Origin of the sequence: Bacillus changyiensis (assembly GCF_027706145.1) — a bacterium.
Taxonomy (GTDB): Bacteria; Bacillota; Bacilli; order Bacillales; family Bacillaceae; genus Bacillus; species Bacillus changyiensis.
In genome coordinates this window covers 1-17,246 of sequence record NZ_JAQFWW010000013.1, presented here as the reverse complement: position 1 = coordinate 17,246, position 17,246 = coordinate 1, and the positions used below count along the sequence as shown (strand labels likewise).

The 17,246-nt window shown below is 37.2% G+C and carries 9 protein-coding genes, 2 tRNA genes and 1 pseudogene; 10 read left to right on the top strand and 2 right to left on the bottom strand.

Annotated features, from left to right (window positions below; all coding sequences use genetic code 11):
* The first annotated feature begins 26 nt into the window (after positions 1-26).
* The 4 genes from PDT38_RS19025 to PDT38_RS19010 all read left to right on the top strand — a co-directional run bounded on the left by PDT38_RS19025 (position 27) and on the right by PDT38_RS19010 (position 8,593).
* The gene (locus PDT38_RS19025; RefSeq protein WP_394356318.1) at positions 27-4,997 is read left to right on the top strand and encodes a non-ribosomal peptide synthetase; all 4,971 of its coding nucleotides are present in this window, start codon (positions 27-29) and stop codon (positions 4,995-4,997) included.
* A 66-nt stretch (positions 4,998-5,063) separates the two neighbouring features.
* A complete protein-coding gene (gene abc-f / locus PDT38_RS19020) occupies positions 5,064-6,914 on the top strand; it encodes a ribosomal protection-like ABC-F family protein (protein ID WP_270803634.1) in 1,851 nt (616 codons plus the stop codon).
* Positions 6,915-7,206: 292 nt separating this feature from the next.
* The gene (locus PDT38_RS19015; protein WP_270803633.1) at positions 7,207-7,608 is read left to right on the top strand and encodes an Rrf2 family transcriptional regulator; all 402 of its coding nucleotides are present in this window, start codon (positions 7,207-7,209) and stop codon (positions 7,606-7,608) included.
* A 79-nt stretch (positions 7,609-7,687) separates the two neighbouring features.
* On the top strand, positions 7,688-8,593 hold the full coding sequence (locus PDT38_RS19010; RefSeq protein ID WP_270803632.1) for an NAD(P)/FAD-dependent oxidoreductase: 906 nt from the start codon (positions 7,688-7,690) through the stop codon (positions 8,591-8,593).
* Positions 8,594-8,723: 130 nt separating this feature from the next.
* Here the strand turns inward: PDT38_RS19010 and PDT38_RS19005 are convergent, their stop codons facing one another.
* On the bottom strand, positions 8,724-9,212 hold the full coding sequence (locus PDT38_RS19005) for a hypothetical protein (RefSeq protein WP_270803631.1): 489 nt from the start codon (positions 9,210-9,212) through the stop codon (positions 8,724-8,726).
* 255 nt (positions 9,213-9,467) lie between these two features.
* On the opposite strand from PDT38_RS19005, the gene PDT38_RS19000 reads away from it, so the two are divergent.
* Positions 9,468-10,094 (top strand): YIP1 family protein, encoded by a 627-nt coding sequence (locus PDT38_RS19000; protein ID WP_270803630.1) that lies wholly within the window; start codon positions 9,468-9,470, stop codon positions 10,092-10,094.
* Between the two features lie 33 nt (positions 10,095-10,127).
* On the opposite strand, the gene PDT38_RS18995 is transcribed toward PDT38_RS19000, so the two are convergent.
* Positions 10,128-11,039, bottom strand: a complete 912-nt coding sequence (locus tag PDT38_RS18995; protein ID WP_270803636.1) for a DMT family transporter — start codon at positions 11,037-11,039, stop codon at positions 10,128-10,130.
* Positions 11,040-11,653: 614 nt separating this feature from the next.
* Between PDT38_RS18995 and PDT38_RS18990 the strand changes: the two are divergent.
* The 5 genes and pseudogenes from PDT38_RS18990 (at position 11,654) to PDT38_RS18970 (ending at position 17,062) form a co-directional block, all read left to right on the top strand.
* Positions 11,654-12,260: pseudogene (locus tag PDT38_RS18990) on the top strand (LysE/ArgO family amino acid transporter).
* 424 nt (positions 12,261-12,684) lie between these two features.
* The gene (locus PDT38_RS18985) at positions 12,685-14,499 is read left to right on the top strand and encodes an acyltransferase family protein (RefSeq protein ID WP_270803629.1); all 1,815 of its coding nucleotides are present in this window, start codon (positions 12,685-12,687) and stop codon (positions 14,497-14,499) included.
* A gap of 510 nt (positions 14,500-15,009) precedes the next feature.
* Positions 15,010-16,431, top strand: a complete 1,422-nt coding sequence (locus tag PDT38_RS18980; RefSeq protein WP_270803628.1) for a sugar porter family MFS transporter — start codon at positions 15,010-15,012, stop codon at positions 16,429-16,431.
* Between the two features lie 467 nt (positions 16,432-16,898).
* Positions 16,899-16,975: transfer RNA gene (locus tag PDT38_RS18975), tRNA-Arg, on the top strand.
* Between the two features lie 13 nt (positions 16,976-16,988).
* Positions 16,989-17,062, top strand: a tRNA-Gly gene (locus PDT38_RS18970).
* The last annotated feature ends 184 nt before the right edge of the window (positions 17,063-17,246 follow it).

Sequence of the window (17,246 nt, the reverse complement as noted above, 5' to 3'; positions counted from 1 at the left end):
ATGTCCTTGACCAAGATGGAAAGCAAGTGCCGCCAGGCATTCCTGGGGAACTGTATATTGGTGGTGCAGGTGTTGCCAGAGGTTACTACAACCGTCCAGATCAGACGAAGCGCGCCTTTGTGTCACACCCAAACGGTCGGCTTTATCGAACCGGTGACCTTGTGAAATGGCACAGTGATCAAACGATCACATATCTTGGCAGGTTGGATAAGCAAGTAAAAATTCGCGGTGTCCGAATTGAACCAGGTGAAATCACAGCGAAGCTACTTGAGCTAGACGAAGTGAAAAATGGTTATGTGATGGCTCATCACGATGAAAATGGTCAAGTCATTTTATGTGCGTATCTCGTGACAGAGACTGAAATAGAGCGGGAAAACATTAGGAAACAGCTAGCGAAGAGCTTGCCGGACTACATGATCCCTGTTTATTTCATCATAGTAGATGAGCTGCCATTAACACCAAACGGAAAAATCAATGAGCAACTGCTTCCAATGCCGAAAAAAGAACTGAAAGAAACATATGAGCCGCCGCAAACAGAAACGGAAAAAATTCTTGCCGCGATTTGGGAAGAAGTGTTGGAGACAAGTCCAATCGGGCTAAACAGCCATTTTATTAGAGCTGGTGGACACTCTTTAAAAGCGATCGATTTGATGAGCAGAATTAGAAAACGACTGTCTACAAAAATTTCATTACAGGATATTTTTGAATATCCGCTCTTAAAAAAACTTGCTGAAAAAATTGATAAAACCGGTAAGTCAAAAAAAGACATCATCCCAGCAGTTGGAAATACCAAAATGTATCAAATGACATCTCTGCAAAAGCGAATTTATGCGGCTAGTCATTTATTAGGTGTTGATAAAACATACAATATGCCAATTGTATTAAAAGCTCCGTTTCAACTAGATAAACTAAAAACAGAGAGAGTCATCAATAGAATCATAGAACGTCATGAAAGCTTGCGAACTTCTTTCCAAGTGATAAACGGTGAAACAGTTCAGGTCATCCATGACGATATCAATTTTCAAATAGAAGAAGAGTGGCTAAAAGTAAATGAAGTATCTGCACGTATTTCTGACTGGCCTAAGCGTTTTGATTTGGAAAAAGCACCATTAATAAGAGGTAAAATAGCAAAAGTAGACACTGGAGATCATTTGTTGTTTTTGGATATCCATCATATCATTTGTGATGGTATATCAATCGATATTTTCTTACAGGAGTTCTCATCATTGTATGAAGATGAACAAGCTAAACTGCCTCATGTACAGGTGCAGTATAAAGACTATGCGGCATGGAAGCAAAAACAAGATCAAAGTAAGTCAAATGAATATTGGGACTCTGTCCTAGACGGTCAACTACCGGTGCTTGACATACCAACTGACTTTAGCAGGCCAAAGTTTCAACAGTTTGAAGGAGATTGTGTATCACTTTCAATTGATCGAGAAATGGGTTGCAGCATTTTGGAAAAATTACATGACGAGGAAATGACACCTTATGTCATGTTTTTAGGTTTGTACCACATCCTACTCCATCGGTATTCAGGCCAACATGATGTGATATCAGGAACACCGGTATCAGGAAGAGACCATAAAGAATTAGAAAATACAATCGGTTTGTTTATGAATATATTGCCTATGAGGACGAAGACAGCATCAACGATGACGATCACCAGCTTCTTAGAACAAGTAAAAAAACAAGTGTATGACATGTTAAAATATGCTGATTACCCGCTTGATGAATGGATTGAACGAAAACGAATGAAACGAATAATAGACAGAAATCTATTATTTGATACTGTCTTCTCATTTCATACAGAAGAGAGAGTTTCCAAATGGACCTTGAAGAAAACAGATCAAAAGACAGCAAAGTTTGATTTGACATTTGAGGTCACACAATCTCATGATATGTTTCACATCAATGTCGAATATAGCACAAGTCTATTCCAAGCAAAAACGATAGAGCGAATGGCAAGGCACTATATCGAGCTAGTGAAGCAATATGTAACAAAACCAGATCAACTGTTAAATAAAATTGATTTCCGTTTAGATGAAGAAAAGCGTTTAATTGAACAGGTCAATTCTACAACCGTACCTTTGCCGGCTCATGAGACGGTGTGTACAAAGATGAGATTATCCGCTGAGCAACATCCTGAGGCAATAGCAGCTGTATATCAAGGAAAGTCTCTCAGCTATAAAGAATTAAAGGAAAAAGCTGATGGAATCGCTGATTGGCTCATGCAACAAGGAATTAAAAAAGGCGAAATCGTTGGTATCATGACAAACCCATCATTTAATATGCTCATCGGTATATTCGGCATTTTGCAGGCTGGAGCTGCATATGTGCCAATTGATCCAGCATATCCAAGAAAGAGAATCGAATATATATTGCAAGATAGCGAGGTCAATTTCTTACTGACTGAATCAGAGCATCAAAGTATGTTAAAAGGAATTCCTCAGAAAGTTGTTGATCTGAGTACTCATCATTTTGAAAGAAATGGCATGTCTTCTTCTGTATCAATCAAGGGGAATGATCTAGCATATCTGATTTACACATCTGGTTCAACAGGAAATCCAAAAGGTGTCATGATTGAACATCGTTCCTTAATGAATTTGGTTCAGTGGCATCAGAGATCCTTTCACTTAACAGACAAGGATCGTTGTTTGAAATTTGCTGGCGTTGGATTTGACGCTTCTGTCTGGGAGATATTCCCTTGCTTGTCTTCTGGTGCGTCTCTTTACATCGTTGACACTTATATGAGACAAGATATGTATCAACTAAATCAATTCATTGAAGATCACCAAGTGACAATTGCGTTTATTCCTACTGCCTATTACGAACCATTTTCTCATTTGAAAAACAACTCGCTCCGCATCCTTTTGACTGGTGGTGAAGCGCTAAAAACTTGGAAACCTCACTCATATAAGCTTGTCAATAATTATGGACCAACGGAAAATACGGTGATTGCTACAAGCGGTGTGATTGAAAATGATACTGACATAACGATTGGAACACCAATTGATAACTGCCGAGTATTGATTGTCAACAATCAATTTCAGGAACAACCAATCGGGGTAACAGGAGAAATTTGTCTTGCAGGAGTAGGATTGGCAAGAGGATACTGGAATCGTTCTGAAGAGATGAAAGAGCGTTTTGTCCAGCATCCAGTCACAAAAGAACGTTTATATCGAACAGGTGATCATGGCCGATGGACAGCAGATGGAACGATTGAATACATCGGAAGAGAGGATGAACAAATCAATATTCGCGGACACCGAGTTGAATTGCAAGAAATTATTCAAGTGATGAAATTAACGCCAGGTATAATGGATGTCTATTTGCTGCCTGTGGCTATGAATACATCAGCTGCTAGATTAATTGCCTACATCGTATGTGATCAGTCCGATAGCATTGACGACATCAAAAAACAGCTTGCTGAAAGACTTCCAGATTATATGGTTCCTTCTCAATTTATAGAACTTGACCATTTGCCACTAACTGAAAACGGAAAAGTGGATAAAAAAGCACTGCCAAAACCGCTACAAGCAAAAAGTCATGCAGAGCAACAAATAGAACCAAGAACAAAACGTGAAAAGAAAATGAGAGAGATTTGGGGAGAAGTATTAAATATACCTCCTACCTCTATCGGCATTTATGATCATTTCTTTGAACTTGGCGGAAATTCCATCAATATATTAAAAATTCTTGCTTTAACAATGGATCAAGATTGGGATATTTCGATTCAAGATTTTTTTGATAAAAAAACAATTGCTGAGATCTGCAAGCAAACAAAAAGACAAGAAAATCAAACAGATGAACATGTATATATCCGCCCAGCTAGTTGTTCTTTAAGCTGTGATACCAAGTGGCATAACAAAAGCAATGTTTTCTTAACAGGGGCAACAGGATTTTTAGGGATTCATTTATTAGAACAGTTGCTACGTACAACAAACGGAGTTATTTTCTGCTTAGTAAGAGGGAATCAAACATATACAGCGGAAGAGCGGCTTAAACAAGTCTTTTCACAGTACTTTCCGAACAATATGGATTTGCTAGAACAAACAGCAGACCGACTTATAGTGATTGACGGAGATTTAACAAAAGAACGATTTGGCATGAACCCTGACATATACGAAAATGTAAGAAACCGGACAGAGCATATTTTTCATGTTGCAGCTAAAACGGATCATTTTGGAGAATTTGAAGAATTCAAGGCGTTCAATATTGATGGAACAAAAAGAATCTTGGCATTTGCCGGGGCCAACAAAAAGCTTCATTATATTTCAACGATGAGTGTCGCAGGTCATGTGGCAAAAGGAGAAGGTGAGAGAGCTTTTACTGAAGAAGAGTTTTTCATTGAGCAAGAAATAGATGACAATGTTTATGTAAAGAGTAAATTTTTAGCTGAACATGAGGTGCTTAAGGCCATTGCCCGTAAAGAAGTACAAGCAACCATTTATCGAATGGGATTGATTACAGGACGTCTTGCAGATGGATGTGTGCAATTGGATTTGGAGAAAAATGCGTTCTCCAACACACTTGAAACCATCTATCATTTAGGAGCTGTTTCAGACGAGATCATACACCAACCATTAGATATTTCGCCAGTGGATTTGTGCAGTGAAGCCATTTTAACACTTGCCGCCTCCACTGAAAGTAAACCGGTTTTTCATATTTATAATCCACATAAAATTCATATCAAAAAGCTGTTTGATTTAGGAGGGATTGAAATAAAGCAACTGTCAGATCACGATTACCAGGAGTTAGTTGCATCACATGCAAATAAAGAAAACTATCATAAAATTTTAGGATTTACTTATTATATGGGAGAAGAGAATGAGACATATCGAGCCATAGTAGAGACTAGCTGTGATGAAACAGTTCAGCTTTTAACACAGTGTGGTTTCCAATGGCCAGAACCTTCAGCTGGATATATGAAGAAATTATTCTCAATGATGAGGAAAAAAGGATATTTCTTGAAAGAACATGTCGAAAGCATTTAATATGATAAGTATCACCCTCACTTTTCTAATGGAAGGTGGGGGTATTGTTTTAAGGGGGAAGGTCACGTGCTCATACTAAAAGCAGAAGGGTGTAAAGCGACGCGAGATGAAAAGGTCATTTTTGAACACGTTCATTTAGATATAGAGGAAAAGCAGCGAGTCGCCATCATTGGCAGAAATGGTGTTGGCAAAACGACATTACTCAAAGCACTAATAGGTAAGGAGAAATTAGAAAAAGGTAGAATCATGAGACGGTATCCTGTGGACACTTGGGGATGGGTTGAACAAATGGAGGATCCAGTAGATGTCACACTTTATGAATATGTTAGTTTAATTCGCCCTGAGTTGGCAGATTGTCAAAAGAAAATTGATCAGTTGCAAAAAAAAATGTCAATTGTAGCCAAAGAAGAACTGGATGACTTAATGGAGGAATATACGGCGTATTATGATCGTTTTATGACAATGGACGGCTTTCAGTTTCAAACGGAAATTGAAAAACATCTTAGTCAATTGCAGTTACCTTCATCAAACTGGCACTTACCATATCATCAGCTTAGCGGTGGAGAAAAAACGAGGGCACAGTTAGCGAGAGTGATGCTCAAAAATCCAAAGTTTTTAATTTTAGATGAACCTACCAATCATTTGGACAAAGATGCAATCGAGTGGCTCACAAATTGGATCAAAATGATTGATATCCCTGTCTTGTTTGTTTCTCATGATCGACATTTTATTGATCAGGTAGCTGATGTCACATATGAGTTAACAGCAGAAGGAACCAAAAGGTATAAAGGTGGGTATTCAGTTTATAAAAAGCAAAAGGATCATGAAATCCTAACCCATCAAAAACTTTATGCCAAACAGGAACAAAAAAAGAAAGCGCTCTTAGAATCGATTAACCGTTACAAACAGTGGTTTCAGCATGCCCAAAAATCTGACAAGAATGATTCTGGGGCACAAAAAACCAATTTCTCATCAAGAGCAACGAAAAGTGCCTCACGATTTAAAGCACTTGAAAAAGCATTGGAGCGTCTTGAAAAAAATAAAGTTGACAAGTACAAAGATGCAGATCGAGTAAAATTCAGTTTTCATGACACAACATTTGAAGCTTCCCGTCTTTTACAAATACGCCATATGACATTTGGGTATCATGATACACCTCTCTTTAAGGCGTTCAACTTAGATGTGAAGCGTTCTGATAGACTAGCTGTGATCGGTCCAAACGGCTCTGGGAAAACAACCTTGCTTCAGCTCATTTTAGGATTCAAAGAGCCGGATCATGGCACCATACAGCTGCACCCCAGATGTAATGTCGGGTATTTTTCACAAGAACTGAGTGATTTGGAAGAAAGCGAAACGATATTGGACCATATTATGAACATTCCTCATATGACCCAGACAGAGGCAAGAACAATCCTTGGCTGTTTTCTTTTTAAAAGAGATGATGTCTTTAAAAGAATAGCTCATTTAAGTATGGGAGAAAAATGCAGAGTAGCCTTCGTGAAACTATATTTCTCAGGGGCCGATCTCCTCATTCTTGATGAACCAAATAATTATTTAGATATTGAGACGAGAGAGACGATTGAAGAGGCCCTTCAAGAGTTCCCGGGGGCGATCATTGCCGTTTCACATGACGAATACTTCTTGAGAATCATTGCAAACCGCATTCTAGATCTAGGAAGTACAACCCAAAGAGTATTTGAAGGTGCTTATGTTGATTATTTGAAGGCGAAAAAGGACAGAGAACTAAAATTAACTGTTGAGATGCAAAACGAACTTTACTATTTGGAAAGCAAAAAACAGGATTACTTAGCTGATCGTCCTGAGGATGAAGAGGAACAAAAGAAGTTACTAACAAAAATACGTGATATCAATCAAAAAATCGACAACATTAAAAATCAAGCTAAGGATAAGAAATAGAAACAGCGATGATGTAGACGGGCTATCGCATTGCAGGCGGAAGCGGAAGACCGATTGTTGTAAAGTGATATTTAAAGGGGAAAGCAATGATGAATATCCGTGGCAGTACGACCGAGATAGATTTTAAAAATGATGCACCGATTGAAGTCATTGACGAAAGCTAAACAGAGCTGAGTTAAAAGCCAGCTCTATTTTTGTGGTATTATCATTTTCTTTAAGGCTGAAAAGCTTGACAAATTCCTCCGCTAACGGATATTGTAGATATAAGATATCTTTAATGGTGGGGTAGAAGATGAAATATTCAAAAGCAACGAATTATGCATTGCATACCATGTTATATTTGGCAATCCATACGCCAGAAAAGCATATAGGTGTTCATCAACTTGCTGAGTATCAAAAAGTATCGACTACATATTTATCGAAAATATTGACGAAACTCGTTAAAGCTGGGATGGTCGAATCGATCTCTGGAGCAAATGGTGGTTATAAGCTGAAGCATAATTGGGAGACTGTTTCTTTTTTAGACATTATTCAGGCAATTGAAGGTCCGACCTCGATTTTTGATTATTGCATTCATCATGATCCTAAATGCTTGATTCAACAGGTGATAACTCATGCGGAAGAAAAGATGTTGAGTGAGCTGAGAGATCAAAAAATTGCTGATATCGCCAAGAAAATGAAAGTGGCTCATTAAAGCCGCTTTTATTTACTCCTCATTAAAGACATTCAAGAGTTTTATTATCTATAATACGTTGGTAAAGGGTGGATAAAAAATGAATATGTTTGATTGTGTGATTGTTGGTGGGGGATCCGCAGGTTTAAGTGCAAGTTTAACTTTAGGAAGAGCGAGACGAAAGATTGCATTATTTGATGATGGAACGAATCGAAATAGAGTGACTCAGCAGTCGCACGGATATCTAACGCGAGATGGAACAACACCTCAAGCATTTAAAGAAACTGGATTAAATGAATTGAAGAAATATCCATCTACATCCTATTTTCATTCGACAATTACAGAAATTGTGAATGAATGTAGGGGAGAGTATTTTATTGTTAAAACAAGTGACGGTCAGGAATGTTATGCAGAAAAACTAATGTTGGCAACGGGAATTCAAGAGGAATTTTCGATTCCGAGTGTAAGAGAGTTTTATGGAAAAAGCCTATTTAGTTGCCCGTATTGTGATGGTTGGGAGCTAAGGGATCAACCGATCATTATTATAGCAGAGAAAGATGAGCATGTTATGCATATGGTCAAATTAGTTTATAATTGGACGAATGATGTGGCTGTTTTAACAAACGGAGTGGAACTTTCTAAAGAATATGTTCAAAAGCTTCAAAAACGAAACATCATCATAAAATCTGAGTACATAAAAAATCTGATCGGTCAGAATGGTGATTTACAAAAAATCGAATTTCAGTCAGGAGAAATCATGATAAGATCAGGTGGGTTTGTTGTTCCCTCTTATTATCGTCCACATCAATTTGTAGAGCAACTCGCCTGTCAAGTTGACAAAGATGGCACAGTTGTAACAGACGGTGCAGGCCGAACAACAACGAGAAACGTCTATATCGCAGGAGAAACTCAAAAATTGGGTGCTACTTCACTGATAATCGCGGCTGCTGACGGCCAAAAGGCTGCCTTTTCCGTCAATCATGATCTGGTGATGGAACGATTTTAGTTAAGGTAGAGAAAAAGGGCTGTCCAATTAGCTATTGGACGCCCTTTTCTCATTTAACAAACGCTAGTATATCAGCAATCTTAAACCATAACTTTAGCTCATTTCGGACAAGCTCTTAGAAATGATAGATTTAACGAACGTTATATTCTAAAAATCCTTTATTGATTATGATTCTACCGGAATTCGCAGCACTTACAAGTTTAAAGGAATATGAAGCGTCTTTTTTTCTAAGAAGCTTCCAATCAAAAGAAACCCAGCCTGAGGCATTTTTGAAAACAGCTTTACCAATATATCTTTTGTTATTAGATGCATACATTCTTACTTCAAACTGTTTTGTTTTTTTATTTAATTGAAGTTTCATCTTACCGGGTTTTTTAAATGCAGACCCTTTTTTTATCCAAATATAGTTATTAAAATAAGTTTTTCCAAATTGATAAGTTAATTTTTTAGTTGGTGTTGCAACTTTAGAAGTTTTAACAGCGATCAGTTTATTCTTTGCATTATAATATTCAACTCGTGCCGCACTATTTACTTTTGAAGATTTAGCGCTAACAGGAATTGAGGTTAAAGATGATAGACATAAAATGCTTAGTAATAGGAAAGCTAAAATTTTTCTCATAAAGAGTCCTCCGTATGTATTTTTTTAACAAAGTCATTATACGCCACTTCTTGTATGATTTCAATTTGTTTTTCGTGTGTAGCGTTTAATCGAAGTTTCAAGTCAATGCCGGTATGTAAATTCCCTTTTATTGTATTCAGAGATTTTTAAATGGTTTGAATGGAAAGTGTGACTTTTGACTCAGAAAAAATTAAGCTGGTTTTAATCCAACACTTGCTATTGAAATGCTAAACTAGAGAAATGCAGGAGGGAATTATGGAAATGAAATCTAATATTGAAACAAAAAAACCTTCTTTATTGGGCTTAATCGTAAATCCGGTAAAACAGTTTAATAGGATGAAAGAAAGGCCAACTGTATGGCTACCAATGTTAAGTGTTATGCTTTTATTAGGAGCGACAACTTATCTGACGTTTTCACCGAGTTCAAAGGATAAAGTATCAATTTATTTTGAATTGCTGGTATTGTTAAGTGGTATTTTATATTATGGATTGATAGTCTTTATAAGTGCGTTGATTTTTTGGCTCATCACATCTATTGGAGGTAGGAAAACCAAGTTTGTCAGCATGTTTTCCTTATCAATTTTTGTCACATTTATCATCATAATTGAATCCGCTCTTATCTCTTTCATTTCTCATTTTACTGATCTTCATGTTTCTATCACATCTTTACAAAGTGTTTTTTCGGTAAAAGAACCTTATAAGAGTATGATAGGTGCATTTGATATTTTTATTATTTGGTCACTTGTTCTGCTTGCTATCGGTCTCCAAAAAGTCGGCGGAGTCACAAAGCGGACTGCATGGATCAGTGTTGCGATTTTGTTTTTGTTGTTTTTTCTGATTCATTTTCTTGGTGGCTTGTTTATAGCATCGTTTCAATTTTAAAGCAATTACAAATAAAGCGAATGAAAGGGGCAGTCAAAAACCTGCTCCTTTCGTTATATGATTGGTATTTTTCACATCGTCTTCACGCTTTTGTGACATAAAGATGATCATCAACAAAATGAGCAAGGCTCCTAACCCTTGATACCAGCCAAAAGAAACCTCCAACCAAATAATAGACGATAAAACAGCAGCAACAGGCTCTGTACATCCTAATAAACTTGTTTCCTTTGGGGAGATGTACCGCAAGCTTTCTATATAAAGATAAAAGGCAAGTAATGTTCCAAATACAATGACAAAAATGGTCTGTGTGATGGTTGATAAGGTCCAGTTACCCACATCGACTTTCCAGGGTGGGGTGAAAAAACTGATGCCAATTCCTCCAATGATCATTCCCCAGCCTACCACAATTTTTGAACCGAGCACTTTTATTAAAGGTGCTGAGTATAAGATATAAAACGCTAGTGATAATCCAGAAAGCACTCCCCAGAAGATGGATGAACCTGAAACTGTTAACCCATCAATTTTTCCGTTAGTTAATAAAAGAAAAGTTCCTGTTAAAGCTAAAAGAATACTAATCAAGTCAATGAATGTCGGGAGACTTTTATATCGAAGTAATCCGTAGAAAACAATAAAGGCTGGGGCTAAATATTGCAATAAAGTTGCAATTGCAGCGTTCCCTTCATCTATTGAAGCAAAATATGTATACTGTACCCCAAGCATGCCTAAAACTCCAAAGACAATCAATTTTATTCGATATTTTTTATGCTTCCACACTGTGAAAATCTTAGTTTTTTCTGATCCAAAAAAACCTAAAGTAATTAATAGAATACCGGAAACCAACAGCCTAACTGTGACAAGCCATGCCATAGACATATTGTTTTCTTGGAATAAGTTTTGAGCAACTGTACCTGATAACCCCCAGAAAGCTGCTCCGATCGTAACCATTAATAAACCTTTACTGCGATTGCTAATAGCCAAAACCAACCTCTCCCCTGTGTGCCGTATATCACAACTTATTATATAATATGATTAACAGTTAAACCATAATTTTCTTTATAAGGCTTTTTAAAGGGGGATTTAAGAGTGAGACAAATGACCTGCAATGAACAAGCGGGAGACATCTGAATTTTAAAGTAAATGATTGACCATAGTGAAAACAAAAAAAGACTTTTAAATGGTGTTGAAGGATTAAATTGCTACAATTCATGATTTACCGCTATGTCTTTGCATGAGATAATGGTTTCTTCATGTGAGTAAGAATTGACAGATAAAGAATAATAGATCGGTTTGTGAGTAGATACAAGACTACTTAATAGAAAGCTATTTGTGTACAAAGTATTTAAATGGATGTATGTCACTAAGGTATTCAATTTATCAATAGTGGACAATACATATAGATGTTATATTTCTTGGGAAGTCCATAGATAAAAAAGTTTTTTCTTTAAAAAATAGCCTAAATATCATATTGTTGACAATTTTATCAGAGATTGATGTGGCCAATATTTAATTAAATTAAAAAATAGTAGCTAAGTTTTTGAAAAAAAGGAGAGAAATGAACTTTGTTGGCAGCGGTCATGAATGGAATGGTATTAGCCTTTGGATTAATATTCCGCTAGGTGCTCAAAACGTTTTTGTTTTTAATCAAGGAGCTTCACAACCAAAGTTTAAAAGAGCAATTCCGGTCGTTATTACAGCGTCGCTTTGTGATACTTTGCTTATTTTGTTAGCGGTATTAGGGGTTTCTTTCATTGTTTTAACACTTCCAGTTTTGAAAACGATTATGTTTACGATTGGTCTTATTTTTTTAATCTATTGGGTTGGTCGATTTGGAAAAGTTATTCAGGGTATTTAAGAGAACATGGGGCGGCTATGCCAATCAAGAAGCAGATCATGTTTGCTTTATCGGTTTCTTTACTGAATCCACATGCAATCATAGGTGTCATAGGAACAAATTCTCTTCATTATGAAGGGATGGAAAAAACGGTGTTTACTGTGACTTGTATCATTGTGTCATGGGTGTGGTTTTTGGGATTTTCGTTAGTTGGACGTCTTATAGGTCATATTGATTCTGATGGAAAGTTTCTAAGAGTCGTTAATAAGATATCTGCCCTTATTATTTGGGGTGTTGCTGTGTATATTTCAATACAACTCATCCATTCATTTTAGTTTAAGCAAAAAATGATAGATTTCTTTCCAGTATGTCCAGATTTTGCACCGAAAAATGACTTTATATGCTATTATAAGTAAGAAGTTCGTTCTCGGTATTAAGGCAAATTGTTTAGTTCAGCTTTTTTAGAAATCAAACTGAGCAAACAATTAAACATAGCTTTACATACCCTAACACTCTCACGACCGAGAGTGTTGTTTTATATTTTTATATAAAAGAATCAAAAAATGGATTGATCAACTGGGGCATGATCAGGATCATAATGATGGTTGGATTTAAGAACGGCACATTCTAAATCATTTTAATTTTATATTTTTGTAACAAAAAGCCTTCCTCCTTGCGTCTATTTACTGAAGAGTTAGTGAGAGGGAGCATGAGCACCTGCAAACGAGAATATCTGCGAAGTATTACTGGAGGAATACCATGTTACATGAAACACAACACCATCGCTACATACCGGGATTAGACGGGATTCGGGGTTTTGCCGTTTTGGCGGTTATAGCTTACCATCTTAACTTTAGTTGGGCTACTGGAGGCTTTATTGGGGTAGATATCTTTTTTGTGTTATCAGGTTATCTGATTACATCTATTATACTTCCGGCATATGGGAACGACATTCAAATAGATTTTCGCGATTTTTGGCTGCGACGAATTCGACGGTTACTGCCAGCAGTCTTTTTGATGATGATTACGACCGTTATATGGGTCGTGTTATGGAACCGTGAACTCCTGTTTATGGTGCGCGGTGATGCACTTTCTGCTCTTTTATATTTTAGTAATTGGCGATTTATTTTTCATAACTTATCATATTTCGATAGTTTTGGCACACCATCACCTTTAAAAAATCTTTGGTCTTTGTCTATTGAAGAACAATTCTACGTGGTGTGGCCCATCATGCTGTTAGCAGGAATGTACATATTTAAAAAAAGAACTCGACTCGCTTTGGCGGTCTTGTTATTGGCGATGTTCTCAGCTATTTTAATGAGTGTGCTGTATATCCCTGGCGAAGATCCGAGCCGTGTCTATTACGGAACAGATACTCGTTCTTTTGAATTGTTAATTGGGTGTGCTTTAGCTCTTGTATGGCCGATGAAAAGACTTTCTTCCGAGAATTTAACAGATGGATTGAAGTATGCATTGCGTGGAACAGAATTTGGCGCTTTTATATTATTACTACTTGCTATTTATTTTATTGATGAGTTTGATCCATTCCTTTATTATGGTGGAATGCTTTTAATCAGCCTTTTTGCTGCTGTTTTTATCGCCTGTGTATGTCATCCGAGCAGCTTGTTGGGACAACTGCTTTCTTGGAAACCTATCCATTGGGTCGGTACAAGATCGTACGGAATTTACCTTTGGCATTACCCTGTTATCGTGTTGGGTACACCTGTTCATGAAATTGGAAATCCTGTTTATTGGCATGATCTGCTTAAGGTAGCAGTAACTCTGATTTTGGCCGAGCTTTCCTATCGCTTTGTTGAAAAACCCATTCGAGAGGACGGATTTAAACCATTTTTCCAGAAAGTTTTTCTGAACAACATTGTAGAATGGAAAACGTCTTCTCTCATTAATCGAATGTCAATTGGACTGACTTTTGCTGCAATTATCATTTTTGCCGGCGGAATGTCCGGAATAGCTGATGAAAAAAGAAAGCCTCATGTCATGTACACTGAGTCGGTACAAGAGGCAAATAAAACGTCTGACCAGCCGGCCGATCAAAGTAAAGAAAAGAAAAAGAAATCAGACGAGGAAACTAAAAAACAAGCTTCAAACCATACTAAGAAAGAAGTATTAGCTATCGGAGATTCAGTTATGATTGATATTTCTCCAACTCTTCGTAAACACTTTTCTAATATCACGATCGACGGAAAAGTCGGGAGGCAATTATCCCAGGCTCTTCAATTAACATCTCAATATGAATCGTTTAATCAACCTGGCAAATATATTGTTATTGAACTGGGAACCAATGGATATTTTACAAACAATCAAATGGACACTTTGCTTAACTCATTCTCAAAAGCCAATATTTATCTTGTCAACACACGTGTGCCGCGGCAGTGGGAAAGTAAAGTAAACGAATTGTTACGCCAACAAGCCGACAGTCGCCCAAATGTGACGTTGATTGACTGGCATAGTGAAGCTCTGCATCATCCTGAATATTTCACTTCTGATGGGGTGCACTTAGTTCCTGAAGGAGCAGAGGCGTTAACGACACTAATTGTGAAAACCATAAAATAATGATTTTTAAGACGGGGTAGCCCATTAAGTCGATCTTTGACTGTTGGCTACCTTTTTTTTGTTTACACATTTACTCTTTTCGGACAGCTCCTTATGGTTTAAGACAGTTTAATTAAAGGCAAACTTGACTTTCTTACCACTTAATATCATTACAATAAAGTAATAAGAAAATAACCAAGATGTCACAAAAAAGCTAGTTACACTATATTGATAATTAGTATGATTTTATAAAATTATGTTGACGTAAAAGGATTTTAAAACTATGATAAAATCAGACATCACAAAAACTTAACAAACAAATACCAATCATATAATAAAAAGGTATCAAACAAATTCTATTTTGAAAGCGTTTTCTACATATTTGTGATGTTTGTACAGCTATTCTTTTTTGTGGCTTGGAAAATTGTAAGAAGGGGGATTTTAAAGTGAAATGATGTTTTTCCTAAATGAATTATCTTCTACTGATGTTTCGAGACACACCGATTTAAAGTGAAGGCGGGGGAGAATAATATGAATGAACAGGGAAAACAAAAGTCATTTTTAGGTACTATTATTTTAGTGTCGACTTTTGGGGGACTTCTTTTTGGTTATGATACTGGGGTGATTAACGGTGCACTACCTTATATGGCAGAAAGGGATCAGCTTAATCTCAACGCATTTACAGAAGGACTTGTCACAAGCATACTTCTGTTAGGAGCGGCCTTGGGAGCGGTGTTAGGGGGGAGGCTATCAGACTATATTGGTCGCCGCAAAAACATTATCATTCTTGCTGTACTATTCTTTTTTGCTACACTTGGATGTTCTTTTGCTCCTAATGTCATTGTCATGATCATTTCTCGTTTTTTACTGGGGTTTGCTGTAGGAGGCGCATCTGTAACGGTACCAACTTACTTGGCGGAAATGTCTCCATCAGAAAGCAGAGGGCGAATTGTTACCCAAAATGAATTGATGATTGTATCCGGACAGCTACTGGCGTTCACTTTCAATGCCATCCTCGGCACAACAATGGGTGACATTTCTCATGTTTGGCGGTACATGCTGGTAATCGCTGCAGTTCCAGCTTTATTTTTATTCTTCGGTATGTTAAGAGTACCTGAAAGTCCACGTTGGCTTGTTTCAAAAGATAAAAATGAAGATGCATTAAGTGTCCTTAAAAAAATCCGCGAAGAAAAACATGCCGACTTAGAATTCGAGGAGATAAAAGATGCTGTTTTGAAAGAGTCGAGAATGAAACAAGCGACATATAGGGAACTTACTGTACCCTGGGTGCGCCGAATTGTATTTCTTGGGATTGGAATTGCGGTTGTGCAACAGATTACCGGTGTAAATTCCATTATGTATTATGGTACAGAAATTCTTAAAAACGCAGGTTTTGAGACAAAAGCTGCGTTAATTGGCAATATTGCCAACGGTGTTATTTCAGTATTGGCGACATTCGTAGGAATTTGGCTACTTGGTAAGGTTGGACGGCGTCCTATGCTATTGACTGGTTTGATTGGAACGACAACAGCCTTGTTTTTAATAGGAGTCTTTTCAACAATACTACAAGGTTCGGTAGCTCTTCCGTATGTGGTGCTTTCCTTAACCGTAACATTTTTAACATTCCAACAAGGGGCGATTTCGCCGGTTACATGGCTGATGCTATCAGAAATATTTCCACTACGTCTGCGTGGTCTTGGTATGGGGGTCACTGTATTTTGTTTGTGGATTGCCAATTTCTTTGTTGGTCTCACGTTCCCAATACTGCTTGAGAAAATTGGGTTGTCTTCGACATTCTACATTTTTGTTGGTCTGGGACTTGCTTCGATTACATTTGTAAAAATCTTTCTTCCGGAAACGAAGGGGCTTACTCTTGAACAACTCGAACATAATTTCCGCAATTATAAGAGAAAACATTTAGAGAATGATCCAAGTGCAAAAATTAGTGGATAAACAACTTCCTTCTATATAAAGAAGCAGTGGGAGGTGATAGCTTAGTCTGCCAAAGGTAATTGCACTGGCAGTCTAAGTGCTTCCTGCCTTTCTTTTATCATTTATAAATGATAAAATTTCAATAGGCTCTATTCTTTCTATAAAATAAACTGTTTCATTTATTTCTAAATGGAGGTTATGAAAAGGGAGAGAAGGGTTAACAATAAAAGTAGACAAGTGGAATGCAAGTTGCTGAAAAGAATCGGTAGTAAAATTATATTTTTTTAAAAAACTGTTGACTATTGAATTCACGACATGGTATATTATTATTCGTCGCTGCTGATAATAACAGCGGGGACATGAAAGATGAACAAATGCTTTGAAAAGTGTATAATGTAACGAAGTCAAATGTGCTGAAAAAAACTTTTAAAAAACTGTTGACTTTAAATATTTTTCATAGTATTATAGTTAAGTCGCCTGATGATAAAGCGCCCGTAGCTCAATTGGATAGAGCGTTTGACTACGGATCAAAAGGTTAGGGGTTCGACTCCTCTCGGGCGCGCCATTATATTGATTAAGCGGGTGTAGTTTAGTGGTAAAACCTCAGCCTTCCAAGCTGATGTCGTGAGTTCGATTCTCATCACCCGCTCCAATTTAAACAAATGATCTTTGAAAACTAAACAAGACAAAACGTACCTGTTAATTCAAGAAATACAAAGCACATTTAGTGCAAGTCAGGGCAGATGTCGTCACTTGTGACGAACTAATCTGCACTCCATTTTATGGAGAGTTTGATCCTGGCTCAGGACGAACGCTGGCGGCGTGCCTAATACATG

What these genes read in the sequence shown, in the direction of transcription:
- PDT38_RS19015 (WP_270803633.1), top strand. Translation starts at nt 7,207, where the DNA reads ATGAAATATTCAAAAGCAACGAATTATGCATTGCATACCATGTTATAT.
- PDT38_RS18985 (WP_270803629.1), top strand. Translation starts at nt 12,685, where the DNA reads ATGTTACATGAAACACAACACCATCGCTACATACCGGGATTAGACGGG.
- PDT38_RS19005 (WP_270803631.1), bottom strand. Translation starts at nt 9,212, where the DNA reads ATGAGAAAAATTTTAGCTTTCCTATTACTAAGCATTTTATGTCTATCA.
- PDT38_RS19010 (WP_270803632.1), top strand. Translation starts at nt 7,688, where the DNA reads ATGAATATGTTTGATTGTGTGATTGTTGGTGGGGGATCCGCAGGTTTA.
- PDT38_RS18980 (WP_270803628.1), top strand. Translation starts at nt 15,010, where the DNA reads ATGAATGAACAGGGAAAACAAAAGTCATTTTTAGGTACTATTATTTTA.
- PDT38_RS18995 (WP_270803636.1), bottom strand. Translation starts at nt 11,039, where the DNA reads ATGGTTACGATCGGAGCAGCTTTCTGGGGGTTATCAGGTACAGTTGCT.
- PDT38_RS19000 (WP_270803630.1), top strand. Translation starts at nt 9,468, where the DNA reads ATGGAAATGAAATCTAATATTGAAACAAAAAAACCTTCTTTATTGGGC.